This window comes from Syntrophomonas sp. UBA1041, from assembly GCF_002316705.1.
GTDB lineage: Bacteria > Bacillota > Syntrophomonadia > Syntrophomonadales > Syntrophomonadaceae > DTU019.
Map to the genome: position 1 here is coordinate 14,993 of NZ_DCEA01000016.1, position 16,884 is coordinate 31,876.

The 16,884-nt window shown below is 47.6% G+C and carries 17 protein-coding genes and 1 riboswitch; of the genes, 3 read left to right on the forward strand and 14 right to left on the reverse strand.

The genetic code is table 11. The features are described from left to right. Nucleotides 1-39: 39 nt before the first annotated feature. The 3 genes from B2633_RS03465 to B2633_RS03475 are packed head-to-tail and all read left to right on the forward strand — an operon-like array spanning nucleotide 40 to nucleotide 1,938. The gene (locus tag B2633_RS03465; protein WP_483169158.1) at nucleotides 40-414 is read left to right on the forward strand and encodes a GntR family transcriptional regulator; all 375 of its coding nucleotides are present in this window, start codon (nucleotides 40-42) and stop codon (nucleotides 412-414) included. A gap of 2 nt (nucleotides 415-416) precedes the next feature. Beyond that, nucleotides 417-1,292 carry an ABC transporter ATP-binding protein gene (locus tag B2633_RS03470; protein ID WP_483169159.1) on the forward strand — a complete coding sequence of 292 codons (876 nt, stop codon included), beginning with the start codon at nucleotides 417-419 and terminating at the stop codon, nucleotides 1,290-1,292. Beyond that, nucleotides 1,276-1,938 (forward strand): ABC-2 transporter permease, encoded by a 663-nt coding sequence (locus tag B2633_RS03475; protein ID WP_483169161.1) that lies wholly within the window; start codon nucleotides 1,276-1,278, stop codon nucleotides 1,936-1,938. The genes B2633_RS03470 and B2633_RS03475 overlap by 17 nt, the downstream gene beginning before the upstream one ends. A 66-nt stretch (nucleotides 1,939-2,004) precedes the next feature. Here the strand turns inward: B2633_RS03475 and B2633_RS03480 are convergent, their stop codons facing one another. The 14 genes from B2633_RS03480 to B2633_RS03545 form a co-directional block, all read right to left on the reverse strand. After that, nucleotides 2,005-2,901, reverse strand: coding sequence for a CPBP family intramembrane glutamic endopeptidase (locus B2633_RS03480; RefSeq protein ID WP_483169162.1), 897 nt, complete (start codon nucleotides 2,899-2,901; stop codon nucleotides 2,005-2,007). A 70-nt stretch (nucleotides 2,902-2,971) separates the two neighbouring features. Continuing rightward, on the reverse strand, nucleotides 2,972-4,327 hold the full coding sequence (locus B2633_RS03485) for a sensor histidine kinase (RefSeq protein ID WP_483169164.1): 1,356 nt from the start codon (nucleotides 4,325-4,327) through the stop codon (nucleotides 2,972-2,974). A 19-nt stretch (nucleotides 4,328-4,346) separates the two neighbouring features. Then, nucleotides 4,347-5,060: a response regulator transcription factor gene (locus B2633_RS03490; RefSeq protein ID WP_483169166.1), complete on the reverse strand. Its 714-nt coding sequence runs from the start codon at nucleotides 5,058-5,060 to the stop codon at nucleotides 4,347-4,349. 73 nt (nucleotides 5,061-5,133) lie between these two features. Continuing rightward, nucleotides 5,134-5,901: an ABC transporter permease gene (locus B2633_RS03495; protein WP_483169167.1), complete on the reverse strand. Its 768-nt coding sequence runs from the start codon at nucleotides 5,899-5,901 to the stop codon at nucleotides 5,134-5,136. Further along, entirely contained in the window at nucleotides 5,894-6,820 is a 927-nt protein-coding gene (locus tag B2633_RS03500) for an ABC transporter ATP-binding protein (protein WP_483169168.1), read from the reverse strand. Before B2633_RS03500 ends, B2633_RS03495 begins: the two co-directional genes overlap by 8 nt. A 351-nt stretch (nucleotides 6,821-7,171) precedes the next feature. Then, nucleotides 7,172-8,035 (reverse strand): ModD protein, encoded by an 864-nt coding sequence (gene modD, locus B2633_RS03505; RefSeq protein WP_483169170.1) that lies wholly within the window; start codon nucleotides 8,033-8,035, stop codon nucleotides 7,172-7,174. Between the two features lie 21 nt (nucleotides 8,036-8,056). Beyond that, nucleotides 8,057-8,638, reverse strand: coding sequence for an FmdE family protein (locus tag B2633_RS03510; protein ID WP_483169171.1), 582 nt, complete (start codon nucleotides 8,636-8,638; stop codon nucleotides 8,057-8,059). A 13-nt stretch (nucleotides 8,639-8,651) separates the two neighbouring features. After that, nucleotides 8,652-9,458 (reverse strand): tRNA (N6-threonylcarbamoyladenosine(37)-N6)-methyltransferase TrmO, encoded by an 807-nt coding sequence (tsaA, locus tag B2633_RS03515; protein WP_483169172.1) that lies wholly within the window; start codon nucleotides 9,456-9,458, stop codon nucleotides 8,652-8,654. A 20-nt stretch (nucleotides 9,459-9,478) separates the two neighbouring features. Next, on the reverse strand, nucleotides 9,479-10,255 hold the full coding sequence (locus B2633_RS03520) for an ABC transporter permease (protein ID WP_483169174.1): 777 nt from the start codon (nucleotides 10,253-10,255) through the stop codon (nucleotides 9,479-9,481). After that, the gene (locus tag B2633_RS03525) at nucleotides 10,236-11,228 is read right to left on the reverse strand and encodes an ABC transporter substrate-binding protein (RefSeq protein WP_481039439.1); all 993 of its coding nucleotides are present in this window, start codon (nucleotides 11,226-11,228) and stop codon (nucleotides 10,236-10,238) included. Before B2633_RS03525 ends, B2633_RS03520 begins: the two co-directional genes overlap by 20 nt. A 23-nt stretch (nucleotides 11,229-11,251) precedes the next feature. Then, entirely contained in the window at nucleotides 11,252-11,953 is a 702-nt protein-coding gene (locus B2633_RS03530; protein WP_483169175.1) for an ABC transporter ATP-binding protein, read from the reverse strand. Between the two features lie 435 nt (nucleotides 11,954-12,388). Further along, nucleotides 12,389-12,507: riboswitch (molybdenum cofactor riboswitch) on the reverse strand. Between the two features lie 191 nt (nucleotides 12,508-12,698). Then, nucleotides 12,699-14,201, reverse strand: a complete 1,503-nt coding sequence (locus B2633_RS03535) for a stalk domain-containing protein (protein ID WP_483169176.1) — start codon at nucleotides 14,199-14,201, stop codon at nucleotides 12,699-12,701. A gap of 152 nt (nucleotides 14,202-14,353) precedes the next feature. Then, on the reverse strand, nucleotides 14,354-16,045 hold the full coding sequence (locus B2633_RS03540; protein ID WP_483169177.1) for an N-acetylmuramoyl-L-alanine amidase: 1,692 nt from the start codon (nucleotides 16,043-16,045) through the stop codon (nucleotides 14,354-14,356). After that, nucleotides 16,038-16,421 carry a BlaI/MecI/CopY family transcriptional regulator gene (locus tag B2633_RS03545; protein WP_483169179.1) on the reverse strand — a complete coding sequence of 128 codons (384 nt, stop codon included), beginning with the start codon at nucleotides 16,419-16,421 and terminating at the stop codon, nucleotides 16,038-16,040. Before B2633_RS03545 ends, B2633_RS03540 begins: the two co-directional genes overlap by 8 nt. Nucleotides 16,422-16,884: the final 463 nt, after the last annotated feature.

Sequence of the window (16,884 nt, forward strand, 5' to 3'; positions counted from 1 at the left end):
ATGCAAGGTATATATGGTATACTCTATGGAGGCTTAATCGTGCGCATTATTCTTTCCAACGCGTCACCCGACCCGATATACGAACAAATACGCCGGCAGATCCAGGGCCATATCCTGAAAGGGGAGCTGCAGCCAGGCGATGCTCTGCCTTCGATCCGCAACCTCGCCCAGCAGCTGCAAATCAGCGTCATTACCACCAAGCGGGCCTACGATGAACTGGAGCGGGACGGTTTTATCGAGACGGTCACCGGCAAGGGCTCTTTTGTAGCCCCTCAGAACCGGGAAATGCTTCGGGAAAAGCGTATGAACCTGATTGAAACCCGTCTGGCCGAGGTTGTCAAAGAGAGCATTCTTCTGGGTCTGAGCCTGGAAGAACTGCGGGAGATGTTAGAACTGTTATACAGGGAGGTTTAGCAATGGATACCATTCTCGATGTTAAGGATTTGAAGAGGAGCTTCCCCGATTTCCAATTGGGCAAGATTTCCTTCAGTCTTCCTCGGGGTTATGTTATGGGGTTTGTAGGGCCCAACGGCTCCGGCAAGACCACCACCATCAAACTGATCATGAACCTGCTGCGGCGGGACAGCGGTCGGATCTCGGTGTTCGGCCTGGATAACCGTACTCATGAGAAGGAGATAAAACAAAGAATCGGTTTTGTCTATGATGAAAATCATTTTTACGATAACCTCACACTACAGGAGATGAAAGGGATAATTGCCCCCTTTTACCGCAACTGGGATGAGGCATTGTTCCGCAAATACATGAAAGAATTCAATTTGCCGGCCAAAAAAAAGATCCAAGATCTATCCCGGGGCATGAAGATGAAGTATTCTCTGGCTTTGGCCCTATCACACCGGGCCGAACTCATCCTGATGGATGAACCCACCTCAGGGCTGGATCCGGTGTTTCGCTCCGAACTGCTGGATATCCTGCAATATGAGATGCAGGATGAAAAGCGCGGTATACTGTTTTCCTCCCATATCACTTCCGATCTGGAACGCATCGCGGACTACATCTGCTTTATCAGCAACGGAAAGATAATAGTGGCGGATACCCGGGACAACGTGCTGGAAAAGTACCTCCTGGTTAAGGGCGCCAAGGATCTGCTCGACGCTTCTTCACGACCGCTGTTCGTGAATGTCAGGGAAAACGACTTCGGTTTTGAGGGCTTGAGCGATCAGCCCGGCAAGCTGCGAAGTCTGCTGGGCAACCGGGCCCTGTATGAAAAACCGGGCCTGGACGACATCATACTCTATACCGTAAGGAGGGACCGCCATGCAGCAGTTAATTAAAAAGGAACTCATCTTGCAGAAGAAGATGTTCATCTTTGGCGGGTTGTACAGTATTTTTTTGTTCACCGTATTCGCCAACCCGGTTTTCAAGGATTTCACTTACAGCATGGCCGCTTTTGGCATATCCTATATTGCCATCATCGGCATCGCTCAAGCAGAATACAAAAATAACAGCGATATCATCATCAACAGCCTGCCCATCACCCGCCGTGAAATCGTGGCGGCTAAATACCTGTCCATTGTGACCAGCACCATAGTCGCGCTGATGATAGTCGGGGCAGTAGGCATACCCTTCAGTCTGATGCCGGCGCCTTTCGACTACCGTCTTTTGAACGGGGCGGATGTCATAACCACCATAATATGCGTGCTGCTGTTGGCATCTCTGTCCCTGCCCATATACTTTTGGGCCGGAGCAACCTGGATCCGCGCAGTCAACGTTGTGATCTTCCTGCTGATATTCTTCGCCCCGGTTCAAATCGCGGAGTTTCTGATCAACAACCCTCAAAGGCCCTGGGTTCAAGCTGTTACCAGCCTGGCGCAAAATCAATCCTGGCAGCTGATCCTGATGGGGTCTGTAATCATGATTGTAATACTGCTGATTTCGTACTATATCTCACTGCGCATCTATATAAAAAGGGATTTCTAAGAAAATGGGGTGACAAATGGTGACGATCCTTTTTGGTCACCCCGCGGCACACCCGGCTGAGTGGTGCTAACCGGTCACTGCAGAGTATTTGTTGGTGGCCCGGTACAAAACAATATTGCATATACCCAGAACGATTAAACCTGCCGCCCCGGTAATACCCACAGTAAGATCATTGCCTCCCTGCAGCATGATAATGGCCACTCCGGCCAGGCCGTTTATGGAACCGTGCATGATCGCGGCAGCGATCACGGAGTTAGCCTTGATGGTTATATAATTGAGCAACGGGGTGTAGAGCATACAGAACAGAATCATCATAAAGACGCCTGTAACCGGGTGCTGAGGGTAATTGTGACCCTGAAGAATCAGGGGAGCATGCCAGAGCCCCCAAATAAACCCGATAAACAGTGAAGCACGGGCGAACCCCAGCGGACGTAATTCCTGCAGTAAAAATCCCCGCCACCCCAATTCTTCTCCAAATGCGAATAAGGCGTTTATAGTAATTCCCGCCAGCAATCCCTGCACAATCGTCAGGAAAATCGGGTGCAGCGGCAGCTGCTCCAGGGAGTCTTGCATTTGGGCGATCTGTTCCGGCGTCATGATATCCCGGTATCGCTCAAACATCCCGGCCATATCCGGAGAAAAGGAAACCCCCGGGAACAACAGGGAGACGGCCATCGTTCCCAAGGCCACTGCCAGAGGCAAGAACCACCCCACTATAAACCAGCGATTGAAACGAAAGGAAATTCTTAAAGGGGCTTTCACAGCTTCATGATACAGGACTTTTCTTATAAAGACCGCCGTCAGAGCTGGAAACAGCATATAAATCATGCCCCATAAGACCGCCACGGTCCCCTCCCATTTAAGGTGCAGAATGGCCGGGATGGCGCCAACCGCAACGGCACAGGCAAAGGTCAAGGCCACAAACAGGCTTACTTTTCTCCAGTTCACTCCCCTGTTATCCATATATTCCTCTCCTCTCTTGGCAGACTGCGTCAACCTGGTTTCCACATAGGATGAGATGATGCGGCAAGTATTACCGGGCCGTGTGAGGCAGGGTGAAAAAGAAAGTGCTTCCTTTGCCAGGAGTGCTCTCCGCCCACATTTCTCCCCCATGCGCTTCGATAATAAACTTGCTGATGGCCAGCCCCTGGCCGCTTCCGCCGAATTCCCTCGACCTGGACTTTTCTCCTCTGTAAAAAAGGTCGAAAATATAAGGCAGATCCTCTGCAGAGATCCCGATCCCGTTATCCTTTACTTGCACCTGTAAATGATTGTCCAGAGATTTTATTTGAACTTCGATCAGAGCATGATCACCGGAATAGCCTTGAGCATTTTTAATCAAATTATCCATGACCTGCTCAATACGGTGTTTGTCGACATGAACAAGAACAGAGGTCAGTGGACGCACTACATGGAATTTAACAGCGGAGTTCTCAAAGGACGTCTCAAAGGAGTTAAGGATTCTTTCAAACATTGGCTTGGAGTCGGTCAGTTCTTTTTTGATTTCCAGGCGTCCCAATTCGAGCTTTGAATACTGGCTGAGATCCTCGACAAGTCGGTCCAATTGTTCCGATTTGTCCTTTATCACCCCTAAATAACGCTTAAAGCTTGCTTCATCCCTGGCCACCCCATCCTCCAAACCTTCCACATATCCTTTGATAATAGCAATCGGAGTGGCCAAATCGTGAGAAATATTAGCGACTAATTGTTTCCGGGACAATTCATAAGCCGCTTGTTTATCCAGGGATTGTTGCAGTCTGATTCGCATGAGATCGAAAGCTTTGGCAAATTGCCCAATTTCATCAGCAGCCTGGTGCTTTAACTCATAGTTTAGATTGCCCCGCGCAATTTCATCGGTGGCCTGGCTCAACTCTTTCAAGGGATGCAGGATGCTTTTGGTTATGATGTGGGTAAAAAGAACCAATAAAACAATTAAAGAAAGAAACCCGGCCCCGATACTCAGGAAAACATATGTGGTCATTCTGGTGTATATGTTATAAGGCGGAACATCGGGATCGGGAATAACGGTGACAGTCCCTGCGATGTTGCCGTTTACCACAATAGGAAGATGATAGTTATGCTGATTTCCGGTGAGCGCCGCTTCCGGTCTGGTTTTGCCGGAATACCTGGCGGAGTCGAATACTGGCTGGCCCAGGTTATCAGTGATATGCAGATTTAACTGATATTCGTCAAGCAGCGGAGCCAGCATTCGGTAAAATTCATCCGGATGGTCGATATCCTTATAAGAAGCCACTATTCCGTCCATCAGTTTTCTGTTGATCTGTTCGATTTCATTCAACTGGCTGGCGGCCTGATCTTTCAAGCCGCTCAGGCTGATCGTCAGGAAGCCCAGGGTAAACAAAATAGGAGCAATGATGATCAGAATCATCGAGAAAATAAGTCGGGACCTAATCCCCGCTTTCATTAGCTTTTTGATCAAATTTATATCCTACCCCCCAAACAGTTTTAATATATTCAGGTTTAGACGGATCGGCCTCAATTTTTTCCCGTATTCTTCTGATATGGACCGTCACTGTATTGATGTCTCCATATTCATTGAAACCCCAGATGCGGTCAAAAATTTGTTCTCTGGTAAAAACCTGCTGTGGATGAAGTGCTAGAAAATACAGGATCTCAAATTCTTTGGACGATAATTGAACTTGTCGGGCGCCTATAGCAACGGTGTACCCTTTGCTGTCTATTTTCATATCTCCAAATTGAAGATACTGAGGCTTCTCAAAAGGTGCAGAGAGCTGGGTAAAACGGCGGATTTGGGCTCTTACCCGGGCTGCCAGTTCCCCGGGACTGAAAGGCTTGGTGATATAATCGTCGGCCCCCAGCCCCAGACCCAAGATTTTATCCACATCGCCCTTCCTGGCGCTCAGCATGAGAATGGGAACGGTTGACTGGCTTCTGATCTGCCGGCACACTTCCATGCCGTCAAGCTTGGGGAGCATGACATCCAGGATGATCAGAACCGGTTTATGCCGGCGGTAAAGCTTTATAGCTTCCTCCCCGTCATACGCCGCTATGACGCTATAGCCTTCCAGCTCCAAATAGTCCCGAACCAGATCACAAATCTCTTTTTGATCATCCACAACCAGGATTTTTTCTCGTGCCAATTGATCCACCGTCCCAGTAAATTTTCCCCTACATTATATCGCAAATACTATAGCTGTAATGATTCAATGGCTATTAATATAGAAGATCCTTTTTCTTAAACAGATAAATGCTGCCTAAATAAGAAAAAACTCCATAAACAAACATCACTATCAAGCTCAAAGTGATTTCTCTCCCGTTTCCGCCAAAAAACAAACTATTAGGGAACTCATGAAAATAGGTGATAATCAAATAAGGCCGGATATTCTCCACAAGCTGCCCCGCCAAACTTAAGAGAAGCAAGAGCCCGATGGAGGTTGCCACAGCCGCTCCGCTGCCCGGAAACTGCAGGCAAATAAGCATTATCACCGCGGCGAAAGCCATAAGCGGCAATATTGAGGTTGCGTATGAACCCATCGTCGATAGTATTCCGGTTTCAGTGGCAAAAACATTTCCATTATAGATAAATTGATCCCCCCAGCCGAAAAGTAAAGCGCCAATCAGATAAGTTGCCATCATTCCTAAAAACAGGAGAACTGTTACCGGCACAATCAGAGCCAGGATTTTGGCAGTCAACAGCCTTGTACGTGAGGCCCCATGAAGCAGCGGAAGCTTCAGGGTTCCGCTCACATGTTCGTCGGTAATCGAATCCCCCAGGGTTACAATGAGGAAAATAGGTATGATGGAATTAATGGTGGCCAGCATATAAAGAGGCAAATTCTGACCATTCAGGGTGAAGTCTATTGATCCCAGGGCCATTTCAATCGCCGGCAGCAATGAAAACAGGACGATCATGATCATAAAGACATAGATTTTTTTCTGGGCGAAAATCTTGAAGACTTCGTTGGCTATTAATTTATGCAATATTCTTACCCCCTTCGGTAAGTTCTATAAAAAACTCTTCTAAAGATTGATTTTTCGGTATTAAATAATCTACTTCCACCTGTTGTGAGACCAGCAGCTGATTGATTTGATTAGAGCAACCTTTTTCGATTTCTACTATCAAACTCCCTGCGCGGGGATGGATTGATTTGACCATACTCCTTTCCCGGAGAATTTCTATAGCAGCGCTGATTTGCCCGGTAATAATCTCGACTTTTTCATTTTGGGAGGCCGACAGTTCTTTCATCGGCATTTGGGTGATAAGACGGCCTTCTTTGAGTATCGCAACTTTATTACAGACTTGTTCCACCTCATAGAGCAGATGAGAAGTGATAAAAAATGTAATATCCTGTTCAAGAGCAAGTTGAGAGATCATTTCCCTGATTTCGATCATTCCTTGAGGATCCAGACCATTGCTGGGTTCATCAAGGAAAACCAGACCGGGATGATTGAGCAGAGCCCTGGCCAGGCCCAGGCGCTGCTTCATGCCCAGGGAATAGGTCTTTACTTTATCGTTAGCCCTTGAAGCCAGACCCACAATTTCCAGAACTTCCCCAATTCTGTATTTGGGCAGTTCAGGGTGCAGATTGGCAATGAGCCTCAGATTGTGGTAAGCCGATAAATAGGGGTAAAACTTGGGGGTTTCCACCACGGCGCCGACCTTGCCGATGGCCCGGTTAAAATCCGTTTTGGTATCGTAACCGTTAATTTTGACTGAGCCGCTGTCCATGGCGATCAGGCCCAGCAGCATTCGTATGGTGGTGGTTTTACCCGCTCCATTGGGACCTAGAAAGCCGAAAACATCTCCTTGCATGACGCTGAAACTCAGATCTGAAACCACTTTTTTATTCCCCAAGGTTTTATTGATGCGGAATGCCTCTAAAACGGTTGCCTGGTCCATGATCCTCCACCTCTTGTTTCAAATTCTTACATTGGACTATGGTTATATTTTGGCACCCACTGCTTAAGCAGCAATTATTTATTTATTAAATAATTATTAATTACAACCCTGATGAAAGAGAAAGTGCAACAGCCGCAAGGGCTATAGATGCACCTATGCCGCGCGGAGTTTTGGAACAGTTCGGTTTTGATGCGGATGCTTATGCTTATGCTAAACAGTTGAGCAATGCTGGGCGGATTGCGCAGGCTGGGGAGGCTGCTGAGGCCGACTTATAGCTAACCGGCCCTTCCGCATGAGAAGGGCCGGTTGATTTTTTGCCGGGGCTTGTTTTTACTCTTGTTTTCATGGCCGTTAGGGCTGGACAGACGAAGCCTCAGACTGTCTTATGTTTACGCCGAAATTGACGGGTTTGCCGAAATAAACGGCGGTGGTGACGATAGCGTTTATGCCGGTTCCTGCATAATTGGCGGCATTTTCTTCATTTATCCCGCCAGCCGCCAGGATTACCAGGTCAGGGTTTATGCCCCGCAATATCTTCACAGCCTGCGGCAATTCGTTATAAGGCATCTTGTCAAATTGCACCCCGTCTGCACCGGCTTTGCATACCTCAATGGCTTCCGCCGCAGAGGCGACCTCAACGATTATCTTCTTTTCAATGTTTTTAGCCTTGAGAGCGGAAATCCTGCTCATCAGGTTATCAAACCCGCCCAGGAAAGCCCAGTGCTGTTCGAATATCAAGATGGTCTCTGAAAGGCCCAGGCGGTGAGGCGTCCCCCCACCGGCTACGACCGCTTTAATTGAAAGCTCCTTGGTTCCAGGGAAAATCTTTCTGGTGCTCAATAATTCGATACCGGGATTAGCCGTCCGTGCCTGGGCTAGTATCCGCGATGTCCGGGTGGCTATACCAGAGGCATATTCCAGGATATTCTGGCAGACTTTCCAGGCCATATGCAGATTATCGGCACTGCCCTCTGCAGCCAATACCACTGTGTGAGGCTCGACCCGGGTTCCGGAAGGCAGATGATGGAGCGGGGTTACGTTCAGTTTACCCAGGATTCTCAGCACTTCTTCCGTTCCGCAAATTACCGCCTCATCGCGGCACTCGAAACCGATACGCCCCTTTTTCCCGGCTATGTTCAGCACCAGGGTGGTGAGATCGATGTAAGGGATGTCTTCTTTGATGAATCTTTCTAATGCGTCGTCACCAATGTACATCAGCGGATACCTCCATAGATACTATTTGAAATGCACTTCGCAGGCGCGGCCCCCTTCATGCTCCACCGACCAGGGAAGCATAACCTCTTCCCGGCATATGGAGCAAGTGACGATGGGATGCAGCCGGGGCTTGCCGGGAAGATGAACATTAATCTCGGCGACGTTGAACAGCTCATCGTCTGAGAGCTCATACAACAGTTTGCCCCGAACGTCGCGCAAGGCAAAAAATTCGGCTTTCTCGGCATCGGTGGCCACCCCGGTTTTGACCTTCTGATGCAGCTCGATGGGATGATTCGATCCCCATAGCGGGTATTTTAGAGCCACACGAATGCCTTGGCCCTTTTTTGAGATAAAGTTGAAGGCTTGCCTTCCCCTATTGTCGATCACCAGTCCGCTGTTTCCGACTGTGCATCCGGTCACATACTGTACTCCATCCACTCCGCATACATCATTTTCGACAATCACCGTATGGGTGGCGCCAATATTTTGGCCTTCCAGCCCCAGGAGTCTCAGGGCCAGGATGCTGGCCCGATAGCCCACAGCGATGCCTGGGCAGATATGGCCGTGAAACTGGTGCACCGCTTGCCACAGTTGTTCGCTCATATGTTTCTTCTCCTTATTTTAGACTGTGTTCGATTTTTATATCAAAAAGGTTTTTATAGGGCTGATCTTTTAGACTGTTTATCCCGACACCATTTTTCAGAGTTATAGTGGCAGAAAGATTCCCGTTTTCCCAACTGCTATGTGCTTTCTCACAGTCTTCCCGGAAAGTAAAGCGCTCCGGATTGGCCAGGCGGCTTCTGGTCAGCCCCTGTATGCTGTCGGCCAGGCAGCGGGTCCCCTCAATATACACCTTTAAATCTTCGGCGGTCAACTGACCAAAGATTTGCTCAGCGGCCAGGCACATTTTGACTGCCAGGATAAGCTGATCGCATTCTTCCTGATGGTGATTCAAAGCTGTTTTGAACATCATTTGTTCCAGCATGCCAGACTGGCTGGGTCTTATGTAGGGGGCACGCGGTGAAAAAACTATATCCTGCCCATAGAAAGGTTTTATATCTATTACCGGGGTGCCGTCTATGAAATCCAGGCCCTCTACCGATAAAATATTGCCTTCTATTCCCTCCAGCTTTACAACCGTCAAACCAATGGGATTAGGCCTGCTGTAAGCCCTCAATCCGAATACTCCATATTCCGGCAGTTCCAAATTAATCCTGGGAACCACCCGCAAGAGGTCTCTTCTGGCCTCATGAAACCACCCGATTATCCATAGATGCGAATGTTCTTCCATGCGCAGCATGGCCTCGCTGTACTGTGGAAATATCTCGATGGTAGTTTTAGGCACCTCAACCCGTACACGATCCGGCTTGAGGAAATCATTATGCACCACCCCGATCGGTTCTATCGTTATTGGAGTAATCAAATATCATCCCTCCATTTTTCCTAGTTTACTTGTTCCGCCTGCCATTTTTTAACGTATTTATGCAGTGGATTGAAGACAACGGATTCCATTATGGCTACCAGCATTATCAAGGTCAGGGTCCAGGCAAAAAGCTTGTCGGTCTCCAGATATCCGCGAGTGATAAAAATGGCGTTTCCAATCCCGTTTTGCGCTCCCAGGAGCTCGGCCATTATGGTAATGCGCAGCGATGAGGCCGCGCTGAGTGAAAAACCTGCTATGAATCCGTTGAGCAGCCCGGGCAGGTAAAGCTTAAGCATTCTGATTTTCCATGGCACCCGGTATACTTTTACCATCTGCAGGAGATTGTGGTCTATGGAGTGTATCCCTTTTACCGAATTGAGGTACATGATGGGCATCACCAGAAGCGCGGTCACAAAGATGACCTGAGTGCTGCCCTGCCCGAACCAGACCATGGCTATGACCACGAATATCACGCTGGGCGTTGCCAGGATGGCATTGATGGTCGGCATTATCATGCCGTCCAGCGAGGCTTTAATACCCCCAAACACACCGAGACAGGTACCGGTCAACACCCCCAGGGCCAGACCGGCAAGCTGTCGCTGCAGAGTCACCAACAAGCTTCTCCCCAATTCTCCGTTGCTCAGCATGCCGAAAAAAGCCTTGAGAGTGCTCAGCGGGGAAGCCACGATAAGAGGATGGGACGCCGTCGCCAGGGCCTGCCATCCCGCCATTATTATGACTATCCCCAGCAGATAATACTTCCGGTCGGTGATCACCTTAGTAATAAAAACCATCATCCGGTAGTTTCCCCCCTATAGATGCCGGGGGAGCCGTCTGGAGAAACTCATTTAAAAATGCGTTGATCTCCTGCTTGCACTCGGCACCGGCCAGGGGTTCAAGTCTGGCGTAAGTCAAAGAATTCTCGACCGCGGCAGCCTTCATTTTAGGGAAATATTTTTCTACCAGGGGCCCAGCCTGAGCAGGATTCTCATTGATCCACCCGGCCCCCTCTGCGAATTGCTTCGAGACTGCATCTACCAGCGCTTTATTCTGGGCATTGTCACCCACGACGATCAGTCCGGCCTGTGGTATACGGGCGTTATTACTCCCTACGGCTTTGCCCCATTCGACCTGCAAATCGATGGCCCGGGTCACAGTAATATTTCCTTTAAGAGCATTGGCTATGGTTATAGTAGAATTGGGTTCGTTGGACAGAGCGAGTTTTATGGCTCCGGTAGCCAGTTTTGAAGAGGCTTCTGCCATATCCATATTGATTATGGTGAGGTCTTTATCGGGGTCAAGATTATTTTTAATGAGAATGTGTCTTAATATGTTGCCGTGATAGCTGGTACCGCCGCCGGTGACGGCTATTTCTTTGCCTTTGAGATCAGCGATGGTTTTTACACTGTCATCGGCGCTCAATATATACAACATGCCCCAGACTGCAACATTGACCAGCTTTAAATCAGCCCCTTTATTATATAGCATCAGGGCATTGGTTATAGGAGTGATTGCGAACTGCGCCTGGTTGGAGGTGACCATGGCAGAGAGCTGCTCGCTGGTAACCCAGGGCACGATGACGGTCTTGTCAGCCATGTCTTTAAGGGCATTGTTCTCCACCATAGGCGCCAGGGGGTAGCTGCCTGCACCTTGAGAAGCGGCGATTTGCAGCTCCTGCATCTTCGGGGTGGTCTTTGCGCAGCCAGTTAGGCTGAGAGCCAGAGTCAATACTATTAAGCCTGCCAGTATCCTTTTTACTCCGAAGTTCATGATATCCTCCCTTTTCTCCATCATTAATTAATCAGTGCCTGGATCTTTTCGATCTGTTCAAGTCTGAATTTCATATCGCGGTCTTGCAAGGCTGTGCTTATAGAGAAGTCCAACACAATTTCGCAGGGACGGTTGCGCAGGAAGATGATCCTGTCCGCCAAGCGCACAGCTTCTTCGATATTATGGGTTACCATAATCGAGGTGCGGGGTTTAAAGGCCAGGAGTTTTACCAGGTATCTGCACATCGCCTCCCGCAATTCATCATTTAATGAGCTGAAAGGTTCATCCAGAAGCAGGATATCCGGTTCGATGGCAAACGCCCTGGCCAGGGAAACCCTCTGTTTCATGCCTCCACTCAACTGAGACGGGTAGTAAGACTGAAATCCATCCAGGCCAACCTTCAGCGCCAGTTTTTCGGAGATGCTCCTCCGTTCCCTTCTGTCCTCGGGCATCAGAGCATATAAGCCGATCTCGATGTTCTCCAAAACATTGCACCAGGGAATCAGCCGGGATTCCTGAAAAACATAAGCGATATGCTGGCTCCGGTATTGGATGCTCCCGTATTCAGGTTTTTCCAGACCGGCGATCAATTGCAAAAGGGTAGTCTTGCCAATACCTGAGGGGCCGCAGATGCACACGAACTCACCTGATCGGAATACACAAGAAAAGTTTTTAATTATTTCCAGTTTTCCATAACTTTTGCCGATATCGTTTAATTCGATCACCTGTTATCGCCTTTCCAAATTGGTGCCAAACCTCGGAAGATATTCCTATAACGCAAGGCCGCAATGGACTTTTATGTATTCGATGGATAAAAACCCGCCAACCTTTCGGTCGGAAACCCGAAACCACTGTTGCGATCTGCCATTGCCCCAATTAGCCGCCACTGCAAATGCTGTCAATCACCGAACCAGCCGCCCGCAACACCTGAATAATGCTTCAGACTCTTATACACCTCCTCTTTTAGAAATACCACGGTAGAAACTACAAAACGCCCGGCAAGAAAGAACCGCCGGGCGACAATAGCCTTATAGCATCAAGCATTAATCGGCACAGAACCTGGAGACAACTGCGACCTGCCTGCCTCTTGATAGACGACATCATAGGAAAGTTCATACTACAAATAAAGGCGAACTGCGACAAACAGTCCGCCGATAAATGGCCGATTCCGCTTATCTCCTTTCCACACTGGGAGGCAACTCAGTTTCCCAAACCACCCTGACGGCCTGATCCCCTTGGAACGCTCTTTAGGCGAAAAGGCTCGGAGACTATTCAATTATTTATTGCATTATTCGTCATTAACGGCAAAAATCCTGCCTGAGACTAAGGGACGTACCCTTTTGTCAACTTCAGCATTCCATCTCATCAAAAATTAACATACTGGTTAGATTTCTGTTGGTTTTGTCATGGTTAGACGGGTAGGCACTCACCCGGTCTTTCAAATTGCTTTAATGTATTATTTGCCGGAGCTTAATTAAGTTCAGTAGTGTTGATTAATTTAAATGTCTTAATGATCTGGTCGAACTTTTCCTCCATCGATCTATATTGTTCTATTAACTCCTGCGAAGCCTCAGGCGGAACTTGAACATCTGTGGCATGGGCGTAACCAAAATAGTACTTTTCGTTCTCTCCCAGATATCTCAGTCCGTATATATCCGCTCCCTGCTGAATAATATCCCTGGCGAATTTTTCTTTATCATAGATTTCAATTCGTCCCACCACCCCAAAAATATGTTCCGGGAGCAGGGCTTGGATCTCTTTATTAACGAAATAGATGCAGTCGCTCCCTGCCTTTATTTCAACCGCATCCATAAAATCCTGCGGTATTAGCAAGGAAAAACCGAATTTTTCATTTTCATAGCTGTTGCTTTCATAAAAGCCGTCAATAATCCCATAGCCGCTGGACTGCAGTATCTGGGTTATGAACCAGCCTTCTTTGCCATCATTGACAAGCTTCTCCACCACCAGCTTTTCTCTTGCGGTGGTATGGGGCGGGGCAGAGGTGATTTCCGGGAAAGAGAGAGTATACTCGACCCTGGTAGCCTTGACTTGATCCCGACTGTCTATGCTTATCGGCCCCACCCGGGGACTGGAACCGCCGGTGACCCAGTATGATTGACGAACATAGCTGCTTTTATCTGCTTCCTGGCGCAGTTGGGGCGACAATGCCAAATATTGCAGAGCCCCGTTGCGGGTTTGTTCACCCCGGCCCCACAATTTTATGGCTTCATCCGCACTGGCTGGAATAAGGGCATTTTCTATGCGGGCAATATCGGCTTTGATTTTGTCTAGATCGGGGGTTTGAATGAAGAACATATTGGTGGTTTGATTGTAATTGATCCGGGCATTAAACAGGTATTCCACCCAGTCCATGGGCAGGTAATAATGACCCTGACGGTTTTCGGCACTGTGTACTACCGAACTGTGTTCATAGAGACCATCATCGCTGACAATACGTATGCTGATATAATCAAAGGGCCGGGTTGGATTTGATGATCCCTCCCGGGGCAGTTCTAAAACCCATTTTTTGCTCACAGCATAGGATAGATCCAGCTCTTTGGCCCTATCCGGGAGTGGCCAGATTTGTTCATTCTGTTCGGTTGCATTTAATTGCAGAGCATTGGCATAAGAGGCCAGTTTCTCCATACTATAAAAGTCCTGCGGGGTTTTAATGGTTATTGTCCGGGTTTTTAAGTCCCATTCTACAGAACTTGCTCCCAATTGCTCAGCCGCCCAGCGGATGGGAACCATCACCTGGCCTTCTTTCATATTTGCAGCATGATCTAACGCATCCAACAAGCTGTCCAATTCGGCTTTCTGCTGTGCGCTTTCTTCAGGAGTCAGCCAGACCCCTTCATTCCTCAATTTTTCACGAGCATCATAATCGCCTTCATCCGTATTCGCTAAAACGCCTGTACTTACAGCAAAAAGCATTAATAGTAATACGATACCGGACGTTAATAGCCTTTTCATTATTTCCCTTCTTTCAATTACTTCGCTTCGTTAACCAAAAAGTCATTTCATTATGTAAATACCTATAAGTAGTTTACGGTGTCATATGGATTTATCTTACGGTAGCGATACATACTTGAAAATGATGGTTGCCGGTGATTAAGATACTGGCTTTATGGCTCTGCAGACACCATTTCATGAAGCGAAGCGATAACCCCGTCATATAGAGCCAGAGCCGCCCTGTCGCGGAATGCTTCATCCATAAGATTCTTCCGGTCCGACTCATTGGATATAAAGGCGACATCAACTATGGCTGAAGACGCATGGGTCTCCGTGAGTACCTTGAAATTTCCCTCTTTAACTCCCAGGTCTGTGGTTTGAAGCTGCTTATGCAGTTCATTTTGCAGCAGCCCGGCGAATCTTTCACTTGTCAAACCAGCGGTTTGGCGATTTTTATCTGAACAAAACGTGGTGGAGGTACCATTTACGCTCTCATCATTGGCCATCCCAGTATGAATATTAAGAAATAGGGCCGCATTTTTTTCATTGGCCATGCTGATACGCTCGTCCAGGCTCAGTCCACGGTCGTCTTTTCGCGTTATCTCAACCGGTATTCCTGATGTTTTTAGCATCTCATACAATTTAAGTGAAATCTTCAGATTCAAATCCTTTTCTTTCACTTCAACCAGGCTGTTGTCTGTTACATCGAAAGGGTAAGTGCCGCCAAAATCGTCTCCCCCATGGGCAGGATCAATCACGACCAGTTTATTTTTTATGCGCGCATCGTACACCATTGTTGTGACATTTGTTGTGACATTGTCCGAAGCAGGCTTCTCATTAGAATTGGGATTGGTGATGTCGACACACCCACCCAGGATTACTGCTCCGCTAATGAATGATATCAACAGCGCTATGGAGATCAGCATATTGGATTTTGCCTTTTTGCTATACTTCATGATTGCCACCAGCCTTTCTTTTAGAGTGGCTTTTTCTTCACTCATCGTAGCCTGCAGGGCCCCCGGGGGATATTTGTGATCTGCGACTACCGATATCAATGTATCGCCATAGGCCTGTTTTTCATCAGCATCAAGGTTCCTGATAACCGCTTCATCACAGGAGAGTTCACAGGCATGATCGATTTCCCTTTTGATAAAACACATCAGGGGATTAAACCAATGCAGAGATGCCGCTATCATGGTCAGCCATTTTATGCCGATATCAAAACGTCTGTAATGCATGACCTCATGAAGCAGAATATTTTTGAGCTGTTTTTCACTGAAGTGAATGTCAGGAATAATGATCAAGGGTTTCAGGATTCCGATCAGCATGGGAGTGGCGGCATAGCGGTTGCGCAGCAGTTGCACGTTTTCCCGTCCATTTAACAAGTCGGTCAGCATCTGGCTTTCCTCTGCAGAGGCTGGCCGGTTGGTTTGGTTTATGTTTTTTACAAACCGGGCATATCCAATCAGGTTGAATGCCAGTACTATGATTACTCCTAAAAGCCAAATATAAAATAAATACTGATTAAACAAGTCGCTGAAATATCTGCTATGGTCAGTGTCATTATTATAGGTACCATTGCTTACATTTTCCTGAACATGGGGCCATATGAATGAGGTATTAGGGTTTTCTTCGCCCTGAGGACTTGTTATAAGGGTGGCTTGATCTCCATAAAACACCTGGTTCATAATACTTTCATCAAAGGAAATGGGCAGTATTAATCTCAGCAGTACGACAATCCATATGCAATATTGAATAGATTTAGGAAGCTTATGCCTTATAAAAGGTTTGATGGCAAAAATTATAATCGCCAGAATGCTGCCTGATACGGAAAGCGACAGTAATAGCCAGACAATTTCATTCATCACTATCACCTACCTTGAATAGGCCGCGCAGCTCTTCAATGTCGGCAGCGGCAAGTTTTTTGCTTCCCAGGAGAGATGCCACCAGGTTTTTGGCACTGCCGGAGTACAACCGGTCGATTAAACTTTGGGTAGTATATTCGTTATACTCAGCCTCACTGACTAAAGGCTTGTAGTAAAACACCTCTCTTTTGGCGGCCTGAACCACGCCCTTTTCACAGAGCCTGCGCAAGAGGGTTTTAATAGTGGAGCTTTCCCATTTGCTGGTGCGCTCCAGCGTCTTCCTGATTTCCGCCACAGGAAGCTCGCCACCTGCTTGCCATAACACCCGCATTACTTCAACTTCCGAATCTGTTATCTTGGCTGCTAATTTGTTCAAGTGCCTTCCTCCCTTGGGTTACTTTTGTAACCTCAGGGATAGTTTACAGTCGTAATCTATATTTGTCAAGGGGATTTCACCAGTTCCATCTTACTGCATATCTTTTGCTTCTTTGCCTTTACCTTTTTTCGCGTTTTGCCAGCCGCCCGCTCTCCAGGATTAGGGCTGTAAAAATTACTCCCCCTGCCCTGTATACTAGATATCTTCCACAACAAAACCAATTACAAACTAGTCTGCACCATTACTGAAGAAAAGGACGAAAGCGTTGTCGTTATACTTGACGGCAGCTGCGACAACTTTTATGCAGAACTGAAGCGATACTTGAAGTAATGAAACCCGTCATCCATCTCGATCTGCCATCGTTTCACAATTTATTACTGCTTCCCTCCGCAACGGCCGTCCTCTGTTGTCGTAATAATTAAAGCCAGCAAAAAGAACGCCAGAATGTGTGAAAACTAGTCCA